Source organism: Streptomyces sp. NBC_00386, from assembly GCF_036063235.1.
In the GTDB taxonomy this organism is placed as follows: Bacteria; Actinomycetota; Actinomycetes; order Streptomycetales; family Streptomycetaceae; genus Streptomyces.
In genome coordinates this window covers 2265472-2288517 of sequence record NZ_CP107950.1, presented here as the reverse complement: position 1 = coordinate 2288517, position 23046 = coordinate 2265472, and the positions used below count along the sequence as shown (strand labels likewise).

18 protein-coding genes and 1 pseudogene are annotated in these 23046 nt (G+C 71.9%); 3 read left to right on the top strand and 16 right to left on the bottom strand.

The features are described from left to right. The first annotated feature begins 90 nt into the window (after positions 1–90). Positions 91–369, top strand: coding sequence for a hypothetical protein (locus OG780_RS09980; protein WP_326784802.1), 279 nt, complete (start codon positions 91–93; stop codon positions 367–369). A gap of 69 nt (positions 370–438) precedes the next feature. Here OG780_RS09980 and OG780_RS09975 read toward each other — a convergent pair whose 3' ends face one another. Next, positions 439–903 carry a GreA/GreB family elongation factor gene (locus tag OG780_RS09975; protein WP_328446756.1) on the bottom strand — a complete coding sequence of 155 codons (465 nt, stop codon included), beginning with the start codon at positions 901–903 and terminating at the stop codon, positions 439–441. Positions 904–1180: 277 nt separating this feature from the next. Between OG780_RS09975 and OG780_RS09970 the strand changes: the two genes are divergently transcribed. Further along, positions 1181–3502, top strand: coding sequence for an FdhF/YdeP family oxidoreductase (locus OG780_RS09970; protein ID WP_328446754.1), 2322 nt, complete (start codon positions 1181–1183; stop codon positions 3500–3502). 117 nt (positions 3503–3619) lie between these two features. Beyond that, positions 3620–4282, top strand: a pseudogene (locus tag OG780_RS09965) (phosphatase PAP2 family protein); the annotation flags it as partial. A gap of 181 nt (positions 4283–4463) precedes the next feature. On the opposite strand, the gene OG780_RS09960 reads toward OG780_RS09965, so the two are convergent. The 15 genes from OG780_RS09960 to OG780_RS09890 are packed head-to-tail and all read right to left on the bottom strand — an operon-like array spanning position 4464 to position 23017. Beyond that, a complete protein-coding gene (locus OG780_RS09960; RefSeq protein ID WP_328446752.1) occupies positions 4464–5789 on the bottom strand; it encodes a glutamate-1-semialdehyde 2,1-aminomutase in 1326 nt (441 codons plus the stop codon). A gap of 7 nt (positions 5790–5796) precedes the next feature. Then, on the bottom strand, positions 5797–6348 hold the full coding sequence (gene rfbC, locus OG780_RS09955; RefSeq protein WP_328446750.1) for a dTDP-4-dehydrorhamnose 3,5-epimerase: 552 nt from the start codon (positions 6346–6348) through the stop codon (positions 5797–5799). Continuing rightward, the gene (locus OG780_RS09950) at positions 6345–7577 is read right to left on the bottom strand and encodes a polysaccharide pyruvyl transferase family protein (RefSeq protein ID WP_328446748.1); all 1233 of its coding nucleotides are present in this window, start codon (positions 7575–7577) and stop codon (positions 6345–6347) included. The genes rfbC and OG780_RS09950 overlap by 4 nt, the downstream gene beginning before the upstream one ends. Next, complete coding sequence (locus OG780_RS09945; protein WP_328446747.1) at positions 7574–8521, bottom strand: glycosyltransferase family 2 protein; 948 nt, start codon at positions 8519–8521, stop codon at positions 7574–7576. Before OG780_RS09945 ends, OG780_RS09950 begins: the two co-directional genes overlap by 4 nt. Then, positions 8518–9807: a hypothetical protein gene (locus OG780_RS09940; RefSeq protein ID WP_328446746.1), complete on the bottom strand. Its 1290-nt coding sequence runs from the start codon at positions 9805–9807 to the stop codon at positions 8518–8520. Before OG780_RS09940 ends, OG780_RS09945 begins: the two co-directional genes overlap by 4 nt. Before the next feature lie 5 nt (positions 9808–9812). Further along, a complete protein-coding gene (locus OG780_RS09935; RefSeq protein ID WP_328446745.1) occupies positions 9813–11096 on the bottom strand; it encodes a DUF4910 domain-containing protein in 1284 nt (427 codons plus the stop codon). Continuing rightward, positions 11084–12109, bottom strand: a complete 1026-nt coding sequence (locus tag OG780_RS09930) for an NAD-dependent epimerase/dehydratase family protein (protein ID WP_328446743.1) — start codon at positions 12107–12109, stop codon at positions 11084–11086. Before OG780_RS09930 ends, OG780_RS09935 begins: the two co-directional genes overlap by 13 nt. Positions 12110–12112: 3 nt before the next feature. Then, positions 12113–12760, bottom strand: a complete 648-nt coding sequence (locus OG780_RS09925) for a PIG-L deacetylase family protein (RefSeq protein WP_328446741.1) — start codon at positions 12758–12760, stop codon at positions 12113–12115. Then, positions 12757–13587: a glucose-1-phosphate cytidylyltransferase gene (locus tag OG780_RS09920; RefSeq protein ID WP_328446739.1), complete on the bottom strand. Its 831-nt coding sequence runs from the start codon at positions 13585–13587 to the stop codon at positions 12757–12759. Before OG780_RS09920 ends, OG780_RS09925 begins: the two co-directional genes overlap by 4 nt. Beyond that, positions 13584–14819: a class I SAM-dependent methyltransferase gene (locus OG780_RS09915; RefSeq protein ID WP_328446737.1), complete on the bottom strand. Its 1236-nt coding sequence runs from the start codon at positions 14817–14819 to the stop codon at positions 13584–13586. The genes OG780_RS09920 and OG780_RS09915 overlap by 4 nt, the downstream gene beginning before the upstream one ends. Then, positions 14816–16057: a glycosyltransferase gene (locus tag OG780_RS09910; protein ID WP_328446735.1), complete on the bottom strand. Its 1242-nt coding sequence runs from the start codon at positions 16055–16057 to the stop codon at positions 14816–14818. The genes OG780_RS09915 and OG780_RS09910 overlap by 4 nt, the downstream gene beginning before the upstream one ends. 2 nt (positions 16058–16059) lie before the next feature. Continuing rightward, positions 16060–17292 (bottom strand): O-antigen ligase domain-containing protein, encoded by a 1233-nt coding sequence (locus OG780_RS09905; protein WP_328458029.1) that lies wholly within the window; start codon positions 17290–17292, stop codon positions 16060–16062. 19 nt (positions 17293–17311) lie between these two features. After that, entirely contained in the window at positions 17312–18832 is a 1521-nt protein-coding gene (locus OG780_RS09900; RefSeq protein WP_328446733.1) for a right-handed parallel beta-helix repeat-containing protein, read from the bottom strand. A gap of 13 nt (positions 18833–18845) precedes the next feature. Further along, positions 18846–20813, bottom strand: coding sequence for a heparinase II/III family protein (locus tag OG780_RS09895; protein WP_328446731.1), 1968 nt, complete (start codon positions 20811–20813; stop codon positions 18846–18848). Next, the gene (locus tag OG780_RS09890) at positions 20810–23017 is read right to left on the bottom strand and encodes a bi-domain-containing oxidoreductase (protein WP_328446729.1); all 2208 of its coding nucleotides are present in this window, start codon (positions 23015–23017) and stop codon (positions 20810–20812) included. Before OG780_RS09890 ends, OG780_RS09895 begins: the two co-directional genes overlap by 4 nt. Positions 23018–23046: the final 29 nt, after the last annotated feature.

The window sequence follows — 23046 nt, the reverse complement described above, 5'->3', positions numbered from 1 at the left end:
GCACGACGAAGGACGGGACGGAGGACTCCTGAGGCCGAGGGACGTACCCGGGCGCGCGAGACGCCGGGTAGTCGTTTGAGGAGGCTGCGCATGACGCACCACAAGTCCAACCGGGCTGTCGAAGGCGATCCGGAGCACGCCCACAACAGGGGAATGCCCCTGCGGAGCGACGACGACGAACTCCACGCACGTACGGTCCGTGAGCGGCGCGAAGCCGGTCTGCTCGGCGGGCCCATGGAGGATCCCGAAGCCGAATACCGGCGCGAGCGCGTGGAGATCGACCTGGAGGTGGGCTCCGGCCGGATCCCCACGGGCCATGTCACCCGGCGGACCAGGGAACCCTATCCGCCCTCCAGTTACGGGGACTGAATTCACCGATTCACCGCGGGGAACGCGCCGGGGACTCCGGGGCGCGGGTCTCCCTGGGCCGCTGTGGTGCTAGCGGCCCAGGGAGACCACGACCACGCTCCGGGGTCCTTCGGGTGCCTGGAAGTCCACGGTGTCTCCCGCCCGGTGGCCGAGGAGAGCGTGTCCGAGCGGGCTGTCGGCCGTGACGAGCGTCCGGTCCAGCACCGCGGCGGTCTCGCCGATCTGAACGGTGTCCGTGGTGCCGTCCGAGAACCGGACGGTGACCGTGCTGCCCACGCCGACCTCGTCCGTGGGCGGCGGACCCGCCGTGTCCGCCTGGGCGAGCCGTGTGGTGATCCGCGAGATCCGGTCGTCCAGGTGTCGCAGATCGTTCGCGCGCTGCAACTCGTCCGCGGCGTCGGCGTGGTCGCCCACCTCCGCGTCCGAGTCCCGCAGGGTCGACGCGACCGTTCCGCGTTCGGTGCGGAGGTCGGCGAGTTCCTGCTCCAGTGCCTGCCGGGCGGTCTCGCTGATCGGTGCCGGTTCGCTGGGCATGCCCACTCCTCGGTGTGCGCGATCTGGGTGCATCAGGGTGTTTTCAGCATATCTGTGCACTTCTGTGCACTGTTGAGTCGGATCGCGGCGCTATGTGATGTGTGGAATCGTGGGGCACCGGAGTTCAGGACGCTTCGTGCTGTCCTGCGAGCGAGTGAGGGAGGTCCCCATGTCCTCGAAGCGACGCCGGAAGAAGAAGAGCCGCCGCAAGCACGCCGCGAACCACGGAAGACGACCCCAGTGCTAGCTCGGTGAGACCTTGAGCTCGGTGAGACTCTTGAACGCATCCCAGAACGGACAGGACGGCCGGGTACCCCATGTCGGGCCCGACCCGCGGGGCGAACCGGAATTCCATCCGTACCATCACCCGGCAGCCGGCTGGGGTGCGGCCAAGAGCGTGAGCCGGTTCCTCGTGCGCGAACGCGCCCTCGTGGACGGCCCCCGCGCGATCATGCGCATGAACCACGAGAACACGGGCTTCGACTGTCCCGGATGCGCGTGGCCCGACGACACCAAGGGCCTGCACCTGGACATCTGCGAGAACGGCATCAAGCACGTCACCTGGGAGATGACGGGCAAGCGGGTCGGCCGTGAGTTCTTCGCCGCGCACTCGGTGACCGAGCTGTCCGGCTGGAGCGACTACGACCTGGAGGACCAGGGCCGGCTGACCGAACCGATGGCCTACGACCCGGAGTCGGACCACTACGTGCCGGTGAGCTGGCGCGAGGCGTTCGAACTCGCCGGCCGCACCCTGCGCGAACTCGACGATCCCGGCCGGGCCTCCTTCTACACGTCGGGCCGCCTGGGCAACGAGGCCACGTTCCTCTACCAGCTGCTGGCCCGCGAACTGGGCACGAACAACCTGCCCGACTGCTCGAACATGTGCCACGAGGCCAGCGGCCGGGCCCTGACGGCCTCGCTCGGCACCGGCAAGGGGACCGCGGACCTCAAGGACTGGGAGACCACCGACGCCCTGTTCGTCCTGGGTGTCAACGCCGCCTCCAACGCGCCCAGGATGCTCACCGCCCTGGCCGAGGCCTACCATCGCGGCGCCCAGATCGTGCACATCAACCCCCTGGTCGAGGCGGCCGCCACCCGGACCATCGTTCCGCACGACTTCACGGACATGGCCGTCCTCAAGTCCACCCGGACCAGCACCCTGAACCTCCAGCCGCGCATCGGCGGGGACATGGCGCTCCTGCGGGGCATGGCCAAGGCGATCCTGGAGCAGTCCGGAACGGATCCGAAAGCCCTGGACCAGGAGTTCATCGACCGTCATACGGCCTACTTCGACAAGTACCGCGCGGTGTGCGAGGCCACCCCCTGGGACGCCATCGAGCTGCAGTCCGGGGTCAGCCGGGACGGCATCCTCAAGGCGGCGCGCGTGTACCGGGACGCCGACCGCTCCATCATCAGCTGGTGTCTCGGTGTCAGCCAGCACGAACACGGCGTCGACACCGTGCGGGAGATCGTCAACCTCCTTCTGCTGCGCGGCAATCTGGGCCGCGAGGGCGCCGGTCCGTCACCGGTGCGCGGGCACAGCAACGTCCAGGGCAACCGGACGTGCGGCATCGACCACCGGCCGGACGAGGAGTTCCTGGACCGGCTCGCCGAGGTCTGCGGGATCGACCCGCCCCGCGAGCACGGCATGGACACCGTGGCCACCATCCGGGCCATGCACCGCGGCGACGTGAAGGTGTTCGTCGGCATGGGCGGCAACTTCGCCCTCGCCGCGCCCGACACCCCGTACACCTACGCGGCCCTGCGCAACTGCGATCTCACCGTCCAGGTGAGCACCAAGCTCAACCGCAGCCACCTCGTGCACGGCCGCCGGGCGCTCATCCTCCCGTGCCTGGGCCGGACCGAGAAGGACCACCAGCGCGGCGGCGTCCAGAGCACCTCGGTCGAGGACTCGATGAGCATGGTGCACCTGTCCGTCGGCATGAAGCGCCCCGCCTCGAAGCACCTGCTGTCCGAGCCGGCCATCATCGCCGGCATAGCGCGCGCCGCCCTCCCGGACAGCGCCACCCCGTGGGAGTGGTACATCGAGGACTACGACCGCATCCGCGACACGATGGCCCGGGTCCTGGACGGGTTCGAGGACTGCAACCGCCGTGTGCGCCTGCCGCTGGGGTTCCGGATCAAGCAGCCCGCCCGCGAACTGGTCTTCCTCACCCCGTCGGGCCTGGCCGAGTTCTCCGCGGCCCCCCTGCCCGACGTGATTCCCGAGCCCGGCACCCTGGCGCTCGGCACGATGCGGTCCCACGACCAGTGGAACACCACGATCTACTCGGACAACGACCGCTACCGGGGCATCAAGAACCTGCGCACACTGGTCTTCATGAACGAGGACGACATGCGCGAACGCGGCATCTCCGAGTTCACCCCGGTCGAGATCGTCAGCACCGCCAAGGACGGAAGCCACCGCAGTCTCGACGGCTATCTGGCCGTTCCGTACGACATCCCCCGCGGCTGCGCGGCCGGCTACATGCCGGAGATGAACGTGCTCTGCGCGATCGGCGACTACAGCGTCCAGAGCGACCAGCCGTTGATGAAACACGTCAAAGTCACCATCGAGCCGTCCGGCCGGGACACTTGAGACTTCGCCAAGTGTTGACTCGCCGAGCCTTCGACGGCCGTGCGCCGCGGCCGCGTTGTTGGTTAGGGTGACAAAGGCTCGCGTACGGGCCGAGTCGGACACAACGGGGGTGCGGTGGTGGGGAGTTGGCGTCGAGCGGAAGCCGCCGTGGTCCCCCCGGCGCTCCGATTACAGCTCGGGCTGACCGCGGTCCTCGCCGCGTTGACGGTCCTCGCGCTCGGGGTCCTGTACGCCGGCGACAGCGAGCCCGGCCCGGTGGACGCGCGGATCGGGACAGCGGCGTACGACGTGGGCTCGCCGTGGCGGCACGTCGCCCTGGCGCTGGACTTCCTGGGGGAGCCCGCGGGGGCGACGGCACTGGTCGTGACCCTCATGGCGGGCTGTCTGCTCCTTCGGCGCCCCCGCGCGGCGGCGCTCGTCGCCACCGGCGCCGCCGCGGCCGTGGTCGCGGCGACGCTGCTCAAGTCCCTGGTGGGACGCACCATTCACGGCGGCGGGAACCTGTCCTACCCGAGCGGGCACACCGCCTTCGCCACCGCGCTCGCCCTCGCGCTGGCGCTGACCGCGACCGGCCGGCTCGGCCTCGGCAGGACCGCCGGCACCGCACTGATGCTGGGCGCGGCGCTGACCGCCGGCGCCGCCATGGGCTGGGCGCAGGTCGCACTCGGCGCGCACTACCCGACCGACGCCCTCGGCGGCTGGTGCACCGCGCTGGCGGTGGTCCCGGCGGCCGCGTGGCTGGTCGACCGGACGGCGGACCGGATGACCGACCGGCCGGCCGGCCCGATGGCGGACCGCCGGACCGACGGGACGACGGAACGGCCGGCCGGCCGCACGGCGGACCGGAGAGCCGATCCGTCAACGGACCGGAGAGCCGACCGGATGGCGGGCCGGACGACCGGTCCGACGGCCGGCACCGGTCGCCGGGAGGTGCGCTGACGCCATGTCACCTCACCTCATGTCACACCTGGCGGCGGAACACGGGCTTCACCGGTCGTCCGGCCAGCCAGGGGCCCGGATCGCCGGCGTCCAGTGCCTTGCGGTACACCGCGCACGCCTGGGCCACCACGTCGACGGTCCGGTCGATGTCGGCTTCGTCGAGCGCGCTGCTCACCACGAACGACGGGGCCAGCACCCCGCCCGCGAGGAGCCGGCGCAGGAACAGGGTGCGGTACTCCTGCGACGGCTGCCCCTTCTCGTCGAGGGTGGCGAAGACCAGGTTGCTGGCCCGGCCCCGGACGACGACGTGGTCGCCGACGCCCATGGTGGCCGCGGCCTCCCGGACCCCGGCGGCGAGCCGCTCGCCGAGGGCGTGCAGCCGCGCGGTGATGCCCTCTTCGACGTAGGTGGTGAGCACGGCCATCGAGGCCGCCAGGGAGTGTGTCTCCGCGCCGTGCGTGGTGGACAGCAGGAACACCCGCTCGCCGGAGTGACGCAGCCCGCCCATCTCCATCAGCTCGCGGCGCCCGGCCAGCGCGGAGACGGCGAACCCGTTGCCCAGCGCCTTGCCGAACGTGGAGAGGTCGGGGACGACGCCGTACAGGCCCTGGGCGCCCGCCTCGGACCAGCGCAGGCCGGTGATCATCTCGTCGAAGACCAGGACGCAGCCGTACCGGTCGGCCAGCTCGCGCAGACCGGCGAGGTACCCGGGCGGCGGCTCGGTCTGGGCGGCGGGTTCGAGGATCAGGCAGGCGACGTCCTCCGGGTACCGGTTCAGCAGCTCCTCCGTGGCGGCCAGGTCCCCGTAGGGGAACGTCACGGTGAGCTCGTTGGTCTCCGCCGGAATGCCCGCGGACATCGGCGTGGTGCCGATGAACCAGTCGTCGACGGAGAAGAACGGATGGTCGGCGCAGATGGCCACCCGCGTACGCCCGGTGGCGGCCCGGGCGAGACGCACCGCGGCGGTGGTGGCGTCGGAGCCGTTCTTCGCGAACTTCACCATCTCGGCGGTCGGCACCGTGGCCAGGAAACGTTCTGCGGCCGCGACCTCCACGATGGACGGCCGGACGAAGTTGCAGCCGCGGTCGAGTTCCCGCCGTACCGCCTCGACCACACGGGGGTGCGCGTGACCGAGGCTGACCGACCGCAGGCCGGAGCCGTACTCGATGTAGCGGTTCCCGTCGACGTCCCACACGTGGGCACCGTTGCCGTGACTGATGACCGGGGCCAGGTTGTCGGGGTACTGGTCGTCGCCCTTGGCATAGGTGTGCGCGCCCCCGGGGATCATGGCGTGCAGCCGCTCGTTGGCTGTCCGCGACAGGGGCAGGTGAAGCTCTTCGGTGTCCACGGGGACCTCAACTCTCTTCGTGCTTCAGGACCTCGGCGAGGCTTGGTGCCTCCCGGTCCCGTTGGGACATCGATGTGACCGGCAGCGGCCAGGGAATGGCGAGCTCCGGGTCGTCGAAGGCGATCGTCACGTCCTCGGCCGGATCGTGCGGGCGGTCGATCCGGTAGGAGGTGTCGGCGGTCTCGGTCAGCGACTGGAAGCCGTGTGCGCACCCCGCCGGGATGTACAGGGAGACCTGCGTCTCGTCGGACAGCTCGAAGGTGGCCACGTTGCGGTACGTCGGCGAGTCCGTCCGCAGATCCACGACGACGTCGAAGATCCTTCCGTACGAGCACCGCACCAGCTTGGCCTCGCCCGCGCCGGAGCGCAGGTGCAGACCGCGCAGCACGCCCCGGACCGAACGGGACAGGCTGTCCTGGATGAAGGCGTCCGGGTCGAGGCCCACCGAGCGGACCACGTCGGCGTCGAAGGTACGGCTGAAGAAGCCGCGCTCGTCGGCGAACGGTGTCGGTTCGAACAGGTACGCGCCGGCGATCGCCGGTACTTCGGTCGCTTTCATCGGGTCTCCCGCTGGGCGTGGGGGTGGTCGGTCGCCGGGAACAGGGTCGCGGTCAACTCGTCGAACTGGTCGTCCAGTTGCCGGGCGGCGGCCTGGTTGCGCTCGGCGAGGGTCCGCCGCAGTTCCGCCGATCGCTTCTCCAGCGCCCGGAACTGTTCGAGCAGTCGGTCGGCGTCCACCTCACGCGCCGGGTGGCAGTACGCGCCGAGACCCATCCCCTCCATGAGCGCGTCGCTCTTCGCGGCGTAGCTGAGCGCGAGCGCCGGTGTGCCGGTCTTCAGCGCGCAGATCAGGTTGTGGTACCGGACCGCCACCACCGTGTCGGCGGCGGCCATCTCGTTCATCAGGTCGGCCAGCGAGGCCGGTTCGGCGGCGGTGACCAGCGGTGAGTCCACCGCGTCGAGGATCGCGGTGACCACCGACGCGTCGCAGGTGTCGCCGGTGAGCAACCGGACCGGTCTGCCCTCCTCGACCAGTGCCCGCACGAACCGGATCGTCCCGGCGAGGTAGCGGCTGTGGATCTCCTCGGCGCGGGCGCGGTCGTCGTTGCCGCCGTGGAAGTCCATGACCCCGACGCAGACGGGGCCCGGCGCACCCGAGGGCTCGCTCGCCCGCGGCGCGGGCAGGGAGAACGCGAGGTCCGGGTAGACCTTGTCGCGCGCGGTGTCCACGCCCATCGCCCGCATCGCGTCACGGGACTGGGCGTCCCGGTAGGACCGGTACGCGGCCAGCCGCCCCGACCAGCGCACCAGGGCCCGGGTCGGCCGGTTGCGGATCTCGGCGGCCCCGACGCTGACGAGCGCGACCCGGGTGCGCAGCAGCCGGCCGCTCGCGCAGAGCAGGAACAGCGCGTACGGGAAGCCCCACGGCCGCAGCGGCAGCGTGGCCTCCAGGACGCCCATGCCCGGGACGATCACCACGTCGTGCCGGCGCACCCAGGAGGCGGTGCGGAAGACGTCGACGAGTTTGCCCAGGCCCTTCCCCACGATCGCGCCCGCACGCGAGGCGGTCCTGTACTCGCCGCGGTACCAGTGCAGCCGCGTCGCGGGGATCCCGTACCGGGCCGTGACGGCCTCGGGCCCCCCGCACAGCGCGTCCACGGCCGCCTCCGGGTGCCTGTCCCGCAGGTACCCGAGCACGGCCTCCAGCGACCCGTCGTTGCCGAGGTTGCCGGAGCCGAGCAGGCCGAACACCCCGACGCGCACCGGAGTGCCCTTCGCGGGCGTCACGGCCGCCGCCCCTCACGGCCGGCGACCAGGGCGTCGACGGAGACGGCGAGCCGGTCCGGGTCGACCGGGGCGCGGTCCTCGACCCGCTCGCCGGCGCCCGGCCGGACCCGGCTGGTCATCCACGCGGCCAGGTGGCGGTAGCAGGCGTGCCGGTCGGCCGGGGACAGCGGCGCCCGCCGGATCGCCGAGACGAAGCCCCAGACGTACTCGGCGAGCAGCCGGGGTGTCGGGTGCAGCGGGCCCGCCCGGCGCGGGTCCAGGTTGACGCACCGTGAGCGCTTGGAGGGGTTCGCCCGCTCGGCGCGGGTGGGATGGTCGCGGCGGAAGTACAGCAGCTCCGGCACCTGGTGGAAGGGCCCGTGCAGGGTGATCTCGGCGACGTAGGTGCGGTCCGCGTGGTGGTAGCTGTCCATCGGCTTCACCCGGCGCAGCCTGTCGGCCCGGAACACCCCGTAGAAGTCGTCGCCGCCGGGCTCGAAGAGCAGGCTGCGGAAGCGCTCCGGCGCGTGCGGCGAGTCGGTGGCGAGCGTGTACTCGTAGGGGACCTTCACCTTGCCGTCGCCGTCGATGACCGCCTGGCCGGTGTGCGCGAGGATCATCTCCGGCCGCTCGTCCAGCGCCTCCACGCAGACCCGCAGCAGGTCCCGGCCGTACAGGTCGTCGTGCGAGGCCCACTTGAACAGCTCGCCGCGGGACTCGGCGAGCACGTGGTTGTGGTTCGGCGTGGCGCCGATGTTCCGGGGCAGCCGCAGGTACCGGATGCGCGAGTCCTTCGCCGCGTACCTGCGGCAGATGTCCTCGGTCCCGTCGGTCGAGGCGTTGTCGGAGACGACCAGCTCGAAGTCCTCGTAGGTCTGGCCGAGCAGGGCGTCGAACGACTCGGCCAGGTACTCCTCGCCGTTGTACACGGGCAGGCCGATGCTCAGCCTGGGTTGCGCGGTCATGACGTCCTCACTTCGCGGATCGGTTCTTGAGCGTGCTCGCGCAGGGCGGACCGCAGTTGCAGCCACCACACGGCCGAGCCGCTGACGGTCGCGGCGGCGACGCCCCAGGCCGAGCCGACCGTGCCGGCGGCGGCCGCGCCGCCGAGCCCGCCGCCGACGTAACAGGCGGAGGCGAACAACTGGCAGCGCAGGCTGCGCCGGGCCGCGCCGAGCGCGCGCAGCCCGGCCGCCGCGCCGGTGCCGAGGCCCGCGCCGGCGACGCCGAGGCTGATCGGCACGATGAGCTGGGAGGCGGAGTGCCAGACGTCGCCGAGCACCATCTCGCCGAGCCGGCCGGGCACCAGCAGCAGCGCCGAGCCCCAGAGCAGCGCGCCGACGGCCTGCCCCCCGCCGAGGAACAGGCAGAATTTGCCCAGTCGGTGCGGGGCCTGGCGCAGTACCCGTGCCGCCTCCGGGACGGTGACCAGCGAAAGCCCCATGAGCACGGCCAGGAACGGGCCGAGCAGGAGCTCGGCGCCCCGCACCGCGCCGACCGCGCCGACCCCGACGATCACGCCGAGCCCGTACGCCCGCAGCTGGCTCGCGCCACTGAGGCTGACGTTCTCGACCAGGTACCGGTAGCCGAGATCGCGCTGCTCGCGCAGCCACCCGCGCGCCCCGGCCATCCGGGGCCGGATGCCGGACTGGACGCAGCCGTAGGCCGCGGCCACCGTGGCGGACGCGCCCCAGGCGAACACGAAGGCGGCCACGGTGCCGACGCGGGCGGCCACCACCATGGCCGGGACGAGCGCGACACCCCACACGACGTCGTTGAGGAACGCCTTCCGCCCGGTGCCCGCGGCGAAGAACGAGTACCGCCAGGCGTCCTGGAGCAGCAGCCCCGGCAGCATGACACCGAGGGCGGCGAACGCGGGCCCGACCCGGCCACCGAGTCCGAGCCCGGCCACCAGACACACCGCGCCGAGGGCGCCGCCGACGCCGAGCGCGGTGCCCGTCGAGCGGCCCGCAGCCCCCCGCCAGGCCGCGCCGGGCGGGCCGCTGAAGCGCACCGTGAGCGGATCGGTGGCCAGCCCGCGGGAGACGTTGAGCACCACGCCGTACGTCACCCAGGCGAGGCTGAACACGCCGAACGCGGTCACCCCCAGAGAGCGGGCCACATAGATGCCCACCGCGAAGTTGCTCACGCTGGAGGCCGCCTGGTCGGCCAGCCCCCAGGACAGCCGGCCGACGAGGGCCCGCTTGGCGGACCCGGCCGGTGCCCTCGTCTTCTCCCCCTCGGTGGTCATCGGCGTCACGCCTTGATCAGTTCGGCGCCGTGCAGGGCGTCGGCCGCGGCGGCGACGGTGTCGAACGGCAGCCCGGAGCGCTCGGCGACGTCCAGCAGGGTGTGCTCGCCGTCGGAGAGGCTGAGCACCCAGAGCATCGCCATCTGGGCCTGCTTGGCGTCGCTGCGGCCGCCGAGCGAGTCGTACAGCCCGCGGCGGCCGAGCTGCGGCTCGCCGTAGGGGCTGAGGTTGACGTAGCTCCGGTTGCGGTCCAGGACGGTGAACGCCTCGCGGCACACGGCGAGCGTGTCCGCCATCGCCTCCGGGGAGACGAAGTCCAGGTCGTCCGCCGAGGTGTGGTACTCGGGGTAGCCGGCGTACGGGGTCCGGCTGAGCGAGCCCACGCCGAGATCGAACCCGGGCGAGCAGAACTGCCGCTCGTCGTACCCGTACGGGGTGAACTCCTTGACCTGGTGCGGACGTTCGGAGGATGCCAGCACGTGCCGCATCACCCGGTCGATCTCCGCGTCCCCACGCCTGCTCTGCTTGTACGTCAGTCGGCCCGAGTCGCCCGCGCAGGCCAGCACCAGCCCGTGCTTGACCCGGTCCACCCGCTCCGCGTTGCGGGCCAGCCAGGTGATCGCCCCGACGGTGCCGGGCGCGAAGATGAACCGGTAGGTGTAGTACGGGCTTTGCTCCGCCAGCGCGCGCGCCAGGTACGTCGCCACCGCGATGCCGGCCAGGTTGTCGTTGGCCAGCGACGGGTGGCAGACGTGGCAGGAGACGATCACCTCGTCGGTCACCTGACCGGGGACCACGTGCTCGGCGTAGGTGAGGTGCCCGTCGGCGAGCGTGGAGTCGACGCGCACCTCGTACTCGCCGTCCGGCATCGCGTCCAGGGTCTCCTGGGCCAGGCAGAACCCCCATTCCGGCTTGTAGTAGCTGGTGCGGTACGGCACCCAGGCCGGGTGGTCCGGCAGCGTGTGCAGGTGTCCGCGCAGCTCGGACAGCGGCATGGTCGCCGACACCGGCACGCTGTAGCCGAGCACGTGCAGGCTGGACGCGGCGAAGTCGACGACGCGCTTGCCGGAACTGTCGGCGATGTAGGCGTCCCGGATGTTCCACTCCTGCGGCACCGTCCAGTCGAGCACCTGGGTCCCGGTCGGCACCTCGTGCACCTGGAGCGGTATGTGCTCGCCGACGATGTCCAGGGTGGCGCGCACCCCGTCGCCGGTGATGCTCCGGCACAGCGGGTACATCCGCTCCACCAGCGCGTGCATCTCCTCGCCGAGCCCGGTCATCGGCGCCACCGCAGGGTGTCGTCGACGGTGCCGGCGTCGGACGCGGCGCGCAGCACGGCGAGCCGGGTGAAGCGCTGCTCGAAGCTCTCCCGGGTCAGCCCGTGTTCCCGGTAGGCGTCGGCGAGTTCGAGGGCTCCCCGCTTCACCGTCCACTCGCAGTCGAAGCCGGGGATCGCCGTGCGGAACCGGGAGAAGTCCACCCGGTACGACCGCGGATCGGCACCGTTCTCCCCGGTGATCACCACCTTCGCGCCGGACACCGCCTCGGCGACCTGGTCGGCGATCTCGGCGACCGTGACGTTGTTGAACTCGCTGCCGATGTTGAAGGCCCGGTCGTGCACCGCTTCCCCGGGCGCGGTCAGCGCGGCCGCGAAGGCCCGTGCGATGTCGGCGGCGTGCACCAGCGGACGCCAGGGGGTGCCGTCGGAGAGCACGAGCACCTCGCCGGACAGGAGGGCGTGCCCCACCAGGTTGTTCAGCACGATGTCGGCGCGCAGCCGGGGCGAGAAGCCGAAGGCGGTGGCGTTGCGCATGTACACCGGGGTGAAGTCGCCGTCGGCCAGCTCGTGCAGGTCGTCCTCCACCCGCACCTTGGACTCCGCGTACGGCGTCACCGGCCGCAGCGGGGCGTCCTCGGCCACCAGGTCGTCGCCGCCGGCGGCGCCGTAGACCGAGCACGTCGACGCGTACAGGAAGCGCCGCACCCCGGCCTCGCGGGCCAGCCGGGCCAGGCGTACGGACGCGTGGTGGTTGATGTCGTAGGTGAGTTCCGGCGCCAGCGACCCCAGCGGGTCGTTGGACAGCGCGGCCAGGTGGATCACGGCGTCCACCCCGGCCACGTGGTCGGCCGTGACGTCGCGCAGATCCACCCGCGGTCCCGGCGGGTCGGCGGGCGTCGGGCCCAGCACGCAGTCGGCGAACAGGCCGGAGTCAAGACCGACGACCTCGTGCCCGGCGGCCGTGAGGACAGGGGCCATGACGGTGCCCAGGTAGCCCTGGTGCCCGGTCAGCAGTACGCGCAAGGTTCATTCCCCCAGGTCGAGAGTGAGTTTGGTGACGGCGAACGCCTCGGCGTAGCGCGCGTTGCTTTCGATACCGCGGATCCGGGCCAGCCCGAGGAAGGCCTCCCGGTCGTACCAGGGCCGGTGCCGCTGCGAGGGGTAGTGCTCCTGAAGCAGCCGCACCTTCTCCTCGGCGATCTCCGGCGACAGCGGCTGGTACGCCGACGGCCGGCCGAGGTCGCCGTCCCACTTGACGATCTCGTAGCCGAGCACCAGGTGGTCGCGGAACGCGGTGGTCATCAGCTTCGCCAGACCGCGGTGGTCCTGGTGCGCGTCGTCGGTGCGCGGGGCGAGCACGAGATCCGGCTCCGTGCCCGCGCGCAGCTCCTCGACCGCGCGCTTGGCCTCGTCCCAGTGCGCGGGCAGCCGTCCGTCCGGCAGCTTGTGCACGGTCAGCCGCAGGTCGGCGCCGGGGCAGAAGGCGGCGAGCGCGGCCCGTTCCTCCTGCTCCCGCTCGCCGCCGCCGCCGGTGAGCACCAGCGCGTCGACGCGGATGCCCGGCCGTGCGTGGCACAGCGTCAGCAGAGTGCCGCCGGCGCCGATGGCGATGTCGTCGCAGTGCGCGCCCACGGCGACGATCCGTTCCAGGCGCCCGGTCCCGAGCCGGATCACGCGGTGCCCGCCGTGACGCCGGCCCGGCTCGCGGGCACCCGCGCCGTCGTGCCACCGTGTTCCCACACGGCCCACGGGCGCTCGCCCCGGGTGTAGGCGTCGTCGAGCGCGGCCCGCTCCTTCACCGTGTCGGTCGGCTTCCAGAAGCCGCGGTGCTGGTGCGCCACCAGCCTTCCGCGCTTGGCCAGTTGGGCACAGCCGTCGGCGACCAGGTCCCCGTTCTCCGGGATGTGGTCGAAGACCTCCTGGCGGAGCACGAAGTAGCCGCCGTTCTCCCACAGCGGCATGTCGCTCACCGCGGTGATGCCCCCCACCAGGCCGTCGTCGCCCAGGTCCACGCAGTGGAACGAGGACTGCGGCGGCACCACCATCATCGACGCGCCGGCGTCACGCCGGGCGAACTTGTCGATCATCTCCGGCAGCGGGGCGTCGGTGAGCACGTCGGCGTAGTTGGCGAGGAACATCTCGTCGCCGTCCAGGTGATCCCGCACCCGGCGCAGCCGCTCCCCGATCGGTGACTCGATGCCGGTCTGCGCGAAGGTGATCGTCCAGTCGGCGATGTCGGTGGACAGCAGCTCGGTCCGCCCGCCGCGCAGCACGAAGTCGTTGGACGTCGTCTCCTCGTAGTTGAGGAAGAAGTTCTTGATGTGGTGCGCCCCGTACCCGAGGCACAGGATGAACTCCGTGTGCCCGAAGTGCGCGTAGTAGCGCATGACGTGCCAGATCAGCGGCCGCGGGCCGACCATCGCCATCGGCTTGGGCACGTCGTCGGAGGTTCCGTTGCGCATACGCATCCCGTAACCGCCGCAGAACAGTACGACCTTCATGCCTTGACCTCGACAATGCTCAGTTCCGGAATGGGGAAGACCAGCCGGCCGCCCCAGTCGTGGACGAAGGACAGCTGCTCGACGAGCTCGTCCCGCAGGTTCCACGGGAGGACGAGCACGTAGTCCGGTTTGTCGGCGGCGATGCGCTCGGGCGGCAGGATCGGGATGCGGGTGCCCGGGGTGAACCTGCCGTGCTTGTAAGGGTTGCGGTCGACCGTGTAGGCGAGCAGGTCGGGCCGGATGCCGCAGTGGTTGAGCAGGGTGTTGCCCTTGCCCGGGGCTCCGTAGCCGACGACCGTCTCGCCGCGCTCGGCCGCCTCGATGAGGAACCGCAGCAGATCCCGGCGCACCTTGGCCACCCGGCCGGAGAACTCGGTGTACCCGGACAGGTCCTGGAGCCCGGCGGCCTTCTCCCGGTCGAGGACCTCGGCCACCTTCCCGCCCGGCTCGCCGGCCACCTCGGCCGGCCGGGCCCACAGCCGGATGGAGCCGCCGTGCGTGGGCAGCAACTCGACGTCCACCAGCGCGAGTCCGCCGCTCGCCAGCGCCCGGATCGCGGACGCGACCGTGTAGTACTGGAAGTGCTCGTGGTAGATCGTGTCGTACTGGTTCTCCTCGATCAGGGTCAGCAGGTGCTGCACCTCGATGGAGACCCAGCCGTCGTCGGCGACCAGGGCGCGCAGCCCCCGGGTGAACCCGACCACGTCGGGGATGTGCGCGTACACGTTGTTGGCCACGACCAGGTCCGCCGGGCCGTGCTCGGCGCGGACGGCCGCGCCGGTGTCCGGGTCCAGGAACGCCGTGAGCGTGGGCACACCCGCCTCCCGGGCCGCGGCGCCGACGTTCACCGAGGGCTCGACGCCGAGGCAGCGGATCCCGCGGTCCACCACGTGCTTCAGCAGGTACCCGTCGTTGCTCGCGACCTCGACCACGAAGGCGTCGGGGCCGAGACCCACCCGCTGGGCCGCGTCGGCGACGAACGTGCGCGCGTGCTCCACCCAGGACGTCGAGTAGGAGGAGAAGTACGCGTACTCCGTGAACGTCTCCTCCGGCTCGATCAGCGGAGGTATCTGCGCGAGCCAGCAGTCGGTGCACACCCGCAGGTGCAGCGGGTACGCGGGCTCCGGCCGGTCGAGCTGGTCCGCGGCGAGAAAGCTCTCGCACGGCGGGGTCGCCCCCAGATCGACGACGCTCGCCGTCGCGTGCGAGCCGCAGAGTCGGCATCGTGTCATGTACTTTCCCCATCCCCCTTGAACGCGCGGGTGTCCCCGCCGCGAGCATGTGCCGACCGTCCCGCGATCGCGGTCCGGTACTCCTCCACCAGGCGCTCCAGCCCGACGGCCGGGCTGAAGCCCTGTTCGTAACGGCGCCGGGCCGCCCGCCCCATCTCCCGGTTGCCGGCCGTCCCCGCCGTGATCCCGCGCAGACAGGACGCGAGCGAGGCGGCCTCACCCGGCTCGTGAAGCAGCCCCGTCACCCCCTCCTCGACGAGTTCGACGAAGGCACCGTGACCGGCGGCGACGGCCGGGACCCCCGCCGCCATCGCCTCCACGACCACCAGGCCGAACGCCTCCAGCCAGGTGGACGGAGCCACCACGGCGACCGACCGCGCGATGGCCTTCCGGCACTCCGCCTGGTCCAACAGGCCGACGTACCGCACGTCGTCCCGGCCCGCCGCCCAGGTGGCCACCTCCCGCTCCAGCGGCCCCGTACCGGCGACCACGAGCGGCACGCCCACCCCGCCGCCGGCGCCGATCTCGTCCCACGCGGCCATGAGCAGCCGTACGCCCTTGGCCTCCGCGAGCCGGCCGAGATAGAGCAGATGCTCGCCGTCGCCCTCCCGGCGGACGCCCGGTTCGGGAACGAAGTTGTGCTTCACGGCCAGCCGTCCGGCCGGCATGCCGGCCCCCACCAGGACGTCGCGCTGGGCCGCGGAGATGCAGAAGAAACGCTCCACGCCGGTCCACCACCGACGCCGGTTGACCGACATGCTGACCGCGAGCGGCACCGTCGCCAGCCGGGAGCCCCGGTAGCAGCCGTGCCGGACGGCAGGCAGCGGCGAGGAGCCGACGCACTCGGTGCAGGGCAGGCCGTCCCGTTGCAGCGTGCCGGGCGGGCAGACCTGGGTGTAGTTGTGCAGCGTGGCGACGGCGGGCACGCCCGCGTCGGCGCAGGCGGCCAGCACCGCGGGCGACAGGAGCGGGAAGACGTTGTGGACGTGCACCACGTCCGGCCGGTCGGCGCGCAGCCTGGCGGCGAGTTCCGAGCGGACGGCCGGGTTCCACGGCACCAGCAGCGGTATCGCCACCTTGCCCGGCAGCGACCGGGCGGCGATGTCGTCGCTGCGCCGCTCGAACAGCTCGACCTGGTGGCCGGCCTCGCGCAGCAGCGCCACCTCCTGGTCGACGACCTTGTTCTCCCCGCTCGGCTGCGCCGAGGCGTAGCGGTTGTGCACCACGAGGACGTGCATGCTCAGATCACCTCCGATCTCTGGGCCCATCGAGGGACGTGTCGCCGGGGCACTCGGGGCGCCGGGAGGGGAGTGGCCGGGGCGGGCGTGGCCAGCAGCGAGGCGGCCACGGCCAGGTGCAGCAGATACGGCGAGGCGTCGCCGAGTCCGGCCTCGGTGTACGAAGCGATCGCGCAGTAGCTGATCAGGAAGATCGCGCAGGCCCTCGACAGCGACGGCGGCCGCAGCAGCGCGACGCCGCCCAGCACGATGATGATCGCGGCCACCAGGATGACGCCGATCACGCCCTGCTCGTTGAAGACGGCCAGCCAACTGTTGTCGATGGGCAGCCCGTCGAACGACTTGTCGCCCAGACCGGCGCCGAACAGATACTCCGTGGTCGACCGGGGCTCCGCCAGCAGCGCGTGCCAGACCTTGGCCCGGCCGGTGAGGCTGGAGAAGTTCTCCTGGCTCTGTCCGCGCAGGAACCACGTCTGCAGCGCGGAGGCGAATCCGACCGCGGCCACCGTGCCGATCGTCACCGCCCAGGTGAAGAACCGGCGGGCGGCGCCGCTGGTGAGGATGAGCGAGCCGATCGCCAGCGCCAGCCCGACGAGCAGGCCGAGCGTGGCCGTGCGGGTGTGGGTCAGGGCGAGCAGGACGAGGGAGGGCACGATGACCACGGCAGCGCTGGTCCGGTCGGTCCGACGGCCCAGCAGGAGCAGCACGGTCAGCCCGATGATGACCGCGGCGTACTGTCCGATCTGGGGCGGGGTGAGCGGCCAGAGCGCGCCGACCAGCCGTCCGCCGTAGAGGTCGGGCAGGGCGGCGCCCGGCGAGGCGACCAGACCGGCGACCACCGTCGCGAGCACCGCCAGGTACATCCGGATGTGGTGCCGGACGAATGTCTGGCCGCCGTCCCACCAGCGGCTGACGAGCCACAGGGTGCCGACGAAGAGGGCCAGCCGGAAGCAGCGGAACAGGGCGCCGAACCCGGACTCCAGATGCATGCTGGAGATCACGCTCATCACCAGGAGCAGGGTGAGCAGGAACAGGTAGGCGCTGGTCCGGATGCGCAGCCGGAGATTGACCGCGAGGGCCAGCGCGAACGCGGTGACCAGCGCGCCCATGGTGACCATCTGGATGAGGGAGCGGGGCAGCGGGACGATGGTCTTCGCCCCGGCGGACCCGAGCGTGTTGAGGACCAGCAGCCCCCAGACGGTCCCGATGATCCTCGGTGTGCGGTCCCCGCTCATCGTGTGGTCCCCGCTCATCTCAACCACCGTCCTGGGCGCGGAAGACGCTGCCCGCGTCCTGCCGGTACGGCGTGCCCTGCCACTGCCCGGAGTCGAGGACCCGGCTCGGGTCGTGGGCGACGAACTTCCACGGTCCGACGTAGATGTTGTCGTGCCAGCGGTTGTGCTGCTTGCCGGTGATCGCCTCCGCCACCCGGTCGCCCTGGTACGGCGACCAGTCCGGATAGGTGCCGTAGTTGGCCAGCACCGCCATGCGGTCGCACTTCACCGTGCAGCCGACGACGGACATGTCCAGCACGAAGCGGTTGTTGTGGATGTCCACCCGCTGGGTCTTCCACCGGCAGTCGGCGTAGAGCGGTTGGGTGGCGATCGCCGGCTGGGCGCAGCGGTCGATGTCCTTCACCAGCAGCGTGCAGTCACCGGAGGAGGTGTTGGCCGGGCTGTTGCAGAACCGGTCGGCGTTCTCCCACAGGGTGATCCCGGACCAGTTGTTCTCCAGCAGGTTCCGGTAGACCTCGATCCTGTCCGTGCGGGCCCGGACCCGCGGTTCGCCGCCGGACTCGGACAAGTAGACGGTCGCGAAGGGGAAGTTGTCCCCGCGGTCCGCGTACTTGCGGCCCTCGACCCAGTTGTTCCGCCGGATCGTGTTCTTCCGGATGACCGCGTTGTAGCTGGTCTCGTAGATCAGCGCGGCCCCGTCGTTGGCCTCGAGCACGTTGTCCTCGATGAGGAAGTCGTTGTTGTTGGTGTCCGCCCACAACCCGGTTCCGCGGTTGTCGTGCACCCAGTTGCCGCGTATGTCGGCGCCGTCGACGGCCCAGAACTTGACGCCTCCGGTGCAGCCGCAGCCCGACCGCTTCCGCTCCCAGTCGTCCGTGTTGTTGCCCACGATCTCGTTGCCCTCGAGCACCAGGCCGCTGATCCGGCCGTTGCCCTTGTAGGCGTTCACGCCGTACTGACCGTTGTCGCGCAGGCAGCTGGCGCGGACCTGCTGCCGTGCCCCGGCCATCAGCCCGGCGCCCGAGTTGCGCTGGATCGTCGCGTGCTCGATCACCCACCCGTCGGCCGAGTCGTGATTGACCACGCCCTCGTCGCGCGGGGCGACGAACCCCTGCACGGTCAGGTAGCGGATGGACACGTCGCGGGCGGTGCCGCCGAACGCGTACTGGTTGGTCTTGCGGCCGTCGAGCACCGCGCCCGGCGCGCCGAGGTAGACGTCCCCCTTCTTGGGGATGACCTGGGCGAACCGGTCCGCCTCGAGCCTGTGCTTGCCCGGCCGAAGCCAGAACGTGGTGTTCGGCGGGCTGCTCTTGGTCTTCGCGGCCAGGTCACCCGCCTTCGAGGGGTCGACCGTCACCGCGCCCGCCGGCGCCTTCGCCGGTCCGGACGCGGGCTTGGCGCACACCCGGGCCACGGACGTGGACGGCCCGGCGGTCGGCTTCAGCCGCGCGTCGTGCGAGCTGTCGCAACCGGTCGCCGCCGGCACGGCCAGTGCCAGCAGCGCAGCCGGAAGCGCCCAGTGCCGCCAGTTGATCCCCAAGCGTCCTTCCTCCCTAGCCGTGGAACCTGAGTACGGTGGTGAACCCCTGCGTGCCCTCGGCGACGCCGGTGCCGACCAGCGTGGTGGCGGGTTCTTTGCGCCCGAAGCCGGCGGAGTACCAGCCCAGCGGCGGCTCGCTCTCGCCGCGATGGGCCCGCCAGGTCAGCCGCCCGGGCAGGTCGAGCTCCGCGGAGCGGTCCTCGCCGTCCCGGGTCCAGCTGAGCAGCGCCCGGTTCCCCACCAGCTCCGCCGTGATCGCCGGGCCGAGGTGGAAGGCCAGACGCACGTCCCGGCGCGGGCCGCGCACCTCGTCGACTATCGTCAACTCCCGGCTTGCGGCCGCCAGTTCCACCCGGCGGCGGTGCGCGGAGCCCTGGTAGCCGTCGTGCTCGGCGCACCAGCGGGCCACCCCGCCGTCGGAGGCGCCGGACGGGTCCGTGACCAGGACGCGGGTGCGGGCGTGCCGGGTCCACAGGAACGGGCCGCCGGAGACGGACTGGTCACCGCCGTCCAGCTCCAGGGTGTTGTGGCCGAGCGTCGACCGGAAGTACCGCCGCCACTCGGGCTGTCCGTGGTAGCAGTACGTCCCCGGGTCCGCGAGCACGTCGACCCCGTCGTGCCGGACCTCCACGGACAGCGCGTCCGCGTGAGCGTGCGCGGCGATCGACAGGAACCCGTGCGGACCACCGTCGCAGCGGCACCAGATCTCTCCCGGACCGCGCAGGATGGTCATGCCCGCGTCGGCGAAATGGGCCGGCCGCTCCGCCGGGCGGGACACGGCCGGTGCCTTCTCGATCATCGAGTACGGCTGGACGAGCGCGGCCAGCAACGGGGTCCGCACATCGGTGCCGGGCACCACCGGCCACCAGGCGAGCCGGCCGAACACGGCGTCCCCGGTGGCCAGCAGCGAGCCCCAGCGGTCGGTGCCGGCGCCGTCCACGACCAGACCGTGCCCGTCGTCCGCGTCCCCCTGACGCGGCGGCCGCAGCCGGCTGTCCACGACGGCGGCGAGCGCGTCGGTCATCCGCAGCAGCACCAGCCGGACCGTCACGGGGACCGGTACGCCCGCCGCGTCGGCCTCGGCCACCGCGGCCAGGCCGAGTTCCAGCACCAGCCCGTGATACTCGGTGGCCAGCTCGCGGTTGAGGCCGGAGTGGAAAGTGTTGCTCCGTAACTGCCGCTCCAGCGACCGCAGCGCGTCGGCCCGCCAGCGCGCCGAGGAGGGGAACCACCCGAACGCGCAGGCCGCGGCGAACTGCCCGGCGGTCTCGGCGATGACGTGGTTGTTCGCCGAGGAACCGCGGCTGGGGAAGGCGGCCAGCCAGCGCTGGTGGTGCCAGATCTGGTTCAGCGCCACCGGGTTGTCCTCGAACAGAGCGGCCGCGCCCGGCCAGCCGTCGAGCAGCCGGCGGACCCACACCCAGGACAGCAGCCGGATGCCCAGCTCGATTCCGCTGGTCCAGTGCACCCCGCGCAGCGGCGGGTTGGCCGCCCACCACGACCGCAGGTGCCCGGCCACCCGCTCGGCGTACCGCTCGTCCCCGGTGACCGCGTAGGCGGCGGCGAGCACGGTCAGGTACTGATGCCGGGACGGCTCCCAGATCTGCTTGATGTCCCCGGCCCGGTCCTCGTCGCGGTACGGCACGTCGAAGGCGTAGCCCTCCGGCGCCCGGCGTCCCGTCTTCGGGTCGTACCACCAGTCCGGGTCGGCCAGGTCGTCGCGCCCGACGCCGAAGAACTCGGCGTGCCCGGCCATCAGCCGGTCCGCCTCGGCGACGAGACGCTTGGCGGCGTCGGGTGCCACCGCGTCGACCGTGCCCGCGGGCAGGGACGCGGTGAACCGGGCGCCGGTCACGTCCGGGCAGTCCGGCGGCGCCGACCGCCACCGCCGTCTGCGCACCGTGTCGCCCGCCCGGCCGCCGATCTCCCGCGGCCCCATCCGGGACAGCCGCCGCAGGTACCAGCCCGCGCTCATGGTCATCGAGCGCTCGCCAACGTCACCGGCGCGCCGCCGGCCAGGCCGGTCCGCACGGCGAGGGTGGCCGCCGTGGTGGCGACGAGCGACTCCAGCGGCACCGGCATGGGACCGCCGGTCCGTACGGCCTTGACGAACGCGGCCAGTTCGGCGGACTGGCCCTTGTCCCGGGCCTTGGGCAGCCGCGAGCTGACCCACCGCTTGCGGCCGCCCCTGCCGTCCGAATACAGCGAGGCCCGCACGAAGTCGTCGAGCCGCAGCACCTTGCCGTCCGCGACCAGGTCCAGCGTCTCCTTGGGGAAGCCGGACGCGCCGGTGGTGACGTAGCTGATGGTGGCGGTGGACCCGTCCGGGTAGCGCAGGACGACCTGAAGATCCTCGTTGCCGGACGCGGCGACCGCGTACACCGAGACCGGGTCGGCGTCGAGCAGCCAGCTCGCCGTGTCGACGAAGTGTCCGCCCTCGCCCGCGAACCGCGAGCCCTCGGTGCCCTGCTGGAGGTACCAGCTCCCCTGGGTCAGCCGGCCCGCGTTGACCAGATAGCGCAGGCTCGCCGGACCGGTCCGGGCGCCGAACCGGTTCTTGGCCTCCTGGAGCAGCGGCGCGAACCGGCGGTTGAAGCCCACCTGGATCCGGTCGTTGCCGGACTCCTCCACCGCCGCGAGCACACCGGCCAGCTCGTCCTCGGTGAGCGCCAGGGGCTTCTCGACGAACACGGTCTTGCCGGCGAGCAGGGCCTTGCGGGTCAGTTCGGCGTGCGAGCTGTGCCGGGTGACCACGAACACCGCGTCGATGGACTTGTCGCCGAGCACGGCGTCGAGATCGGTGGTCGCCTCGGCGAAGCCGAACTTCCGCTGCGCGTTGGCCGCGGACAGCGCCGTCGTCGTGACGACCGTCGACAGCTCGACCCCGTCGCGCTGCGTCAGGTGCGGCAGCAGCATCGACGTCGCGTAGTTGCCCGCGCCGACGAACGCCAGCCGCACCGGCGCCGTGGCCGACCTGGCCGGTCCGGAGACTCCGGCGCCGCGTCGCACCGCGGGCACGTCCACCACCGGGGCCTCGGCCTCGGACTTGGTCCCAGCCGTCTGCCCGGGGTACCGGAACAGCACGGCCACGGCCTTCAGTTCGCCGTCCTTCAGGCTCCGGTACGTCTCGACGGCGTCGTCGAAGTCGGCGACGTGGGAGACCAGGGGCTCCACGTCGACGCGGCCGCGGGCGACGAGATCGAGGAAGCACGCCAGGTTGCGGCGCTCGGTCCAGCGCACATAGCCGATCGGGTAGTCCCGGCCGTCGAGTTCGTACTCCGGGTCGTAGCGCCCGGGGCCGTAGCTGCGGGAGAAACGGACGTCGAGTTCCTTCTCGTAGTACGCGTTCCAGGGCAGGTCCAGACGGCACTTGCCGATGTCGACGACCCGGCCGCGGTCCCGGCAGAGCCGCGCGGCCAGCTCGACGGGCTGGTTGCTGCCGCCGCCGGCGGCCAGGTACACCTGGTCCACGCCGTGGCCGCCGGTGAGTTCGGCGACGGCGGCTTCCACGGCCGCGGAGGCGGGATCGCCGCAGGCCGCGGCACCCAGGCGCTCGGCCAGCTCGCAGCGCGTCGGATCGGGGTCCGCCCCGACGACGCGGACTCCCGCGGCGACGAGGAGCTGCACCACCAGCTGCCCGATCAGCCCGAGGCCGATGACCAGCGCCACCTCGCCGAGCTGCGGCTCGCCCTGGCGTACGCCCTGCATCGCGATCGACCCGACGGTGCCGAAGGCCGCGTGCCGCGGCGCGAGGCCGTCCGGTACCGGGGCGTAGAGGTTCTTCGGTACCCAGTTCAGCTCGGCGTGCAGCGCGTGCTCGTTGCCCGCGCAGGCCACGAGGTCGCCGACCTTCACGTCGTCGATCCCCGCGCCGACCTGCTCGACCACCCCGCACAGCGAGTAGCCGAGCGGCGTGTAGGAGTCCAGCTTGCCCATCACCTTGCGGTAGGTGGCGGGCACCCCGTTGGTGGCCACGCTCTGCATGACCTTGGCCACCTGGTCCGGCCGGGAGCGGGCCTTGCCCAGCATCGACATGCCGGCCTCGGACACCTTCATCAGCTCGGTCCCGGTGGAGATCAGCGAGTAGGCGCTGCGGACCAGCACACCGCCCCGCTTGCACTCCGGCACCGGCACGTCGAGCACCGCCAGCTCGCCGCTCTTGTAGTTCTGAACAACCTGCTTCACCCGAAGTCCCCTTGTTTCTAAGCCGTGTT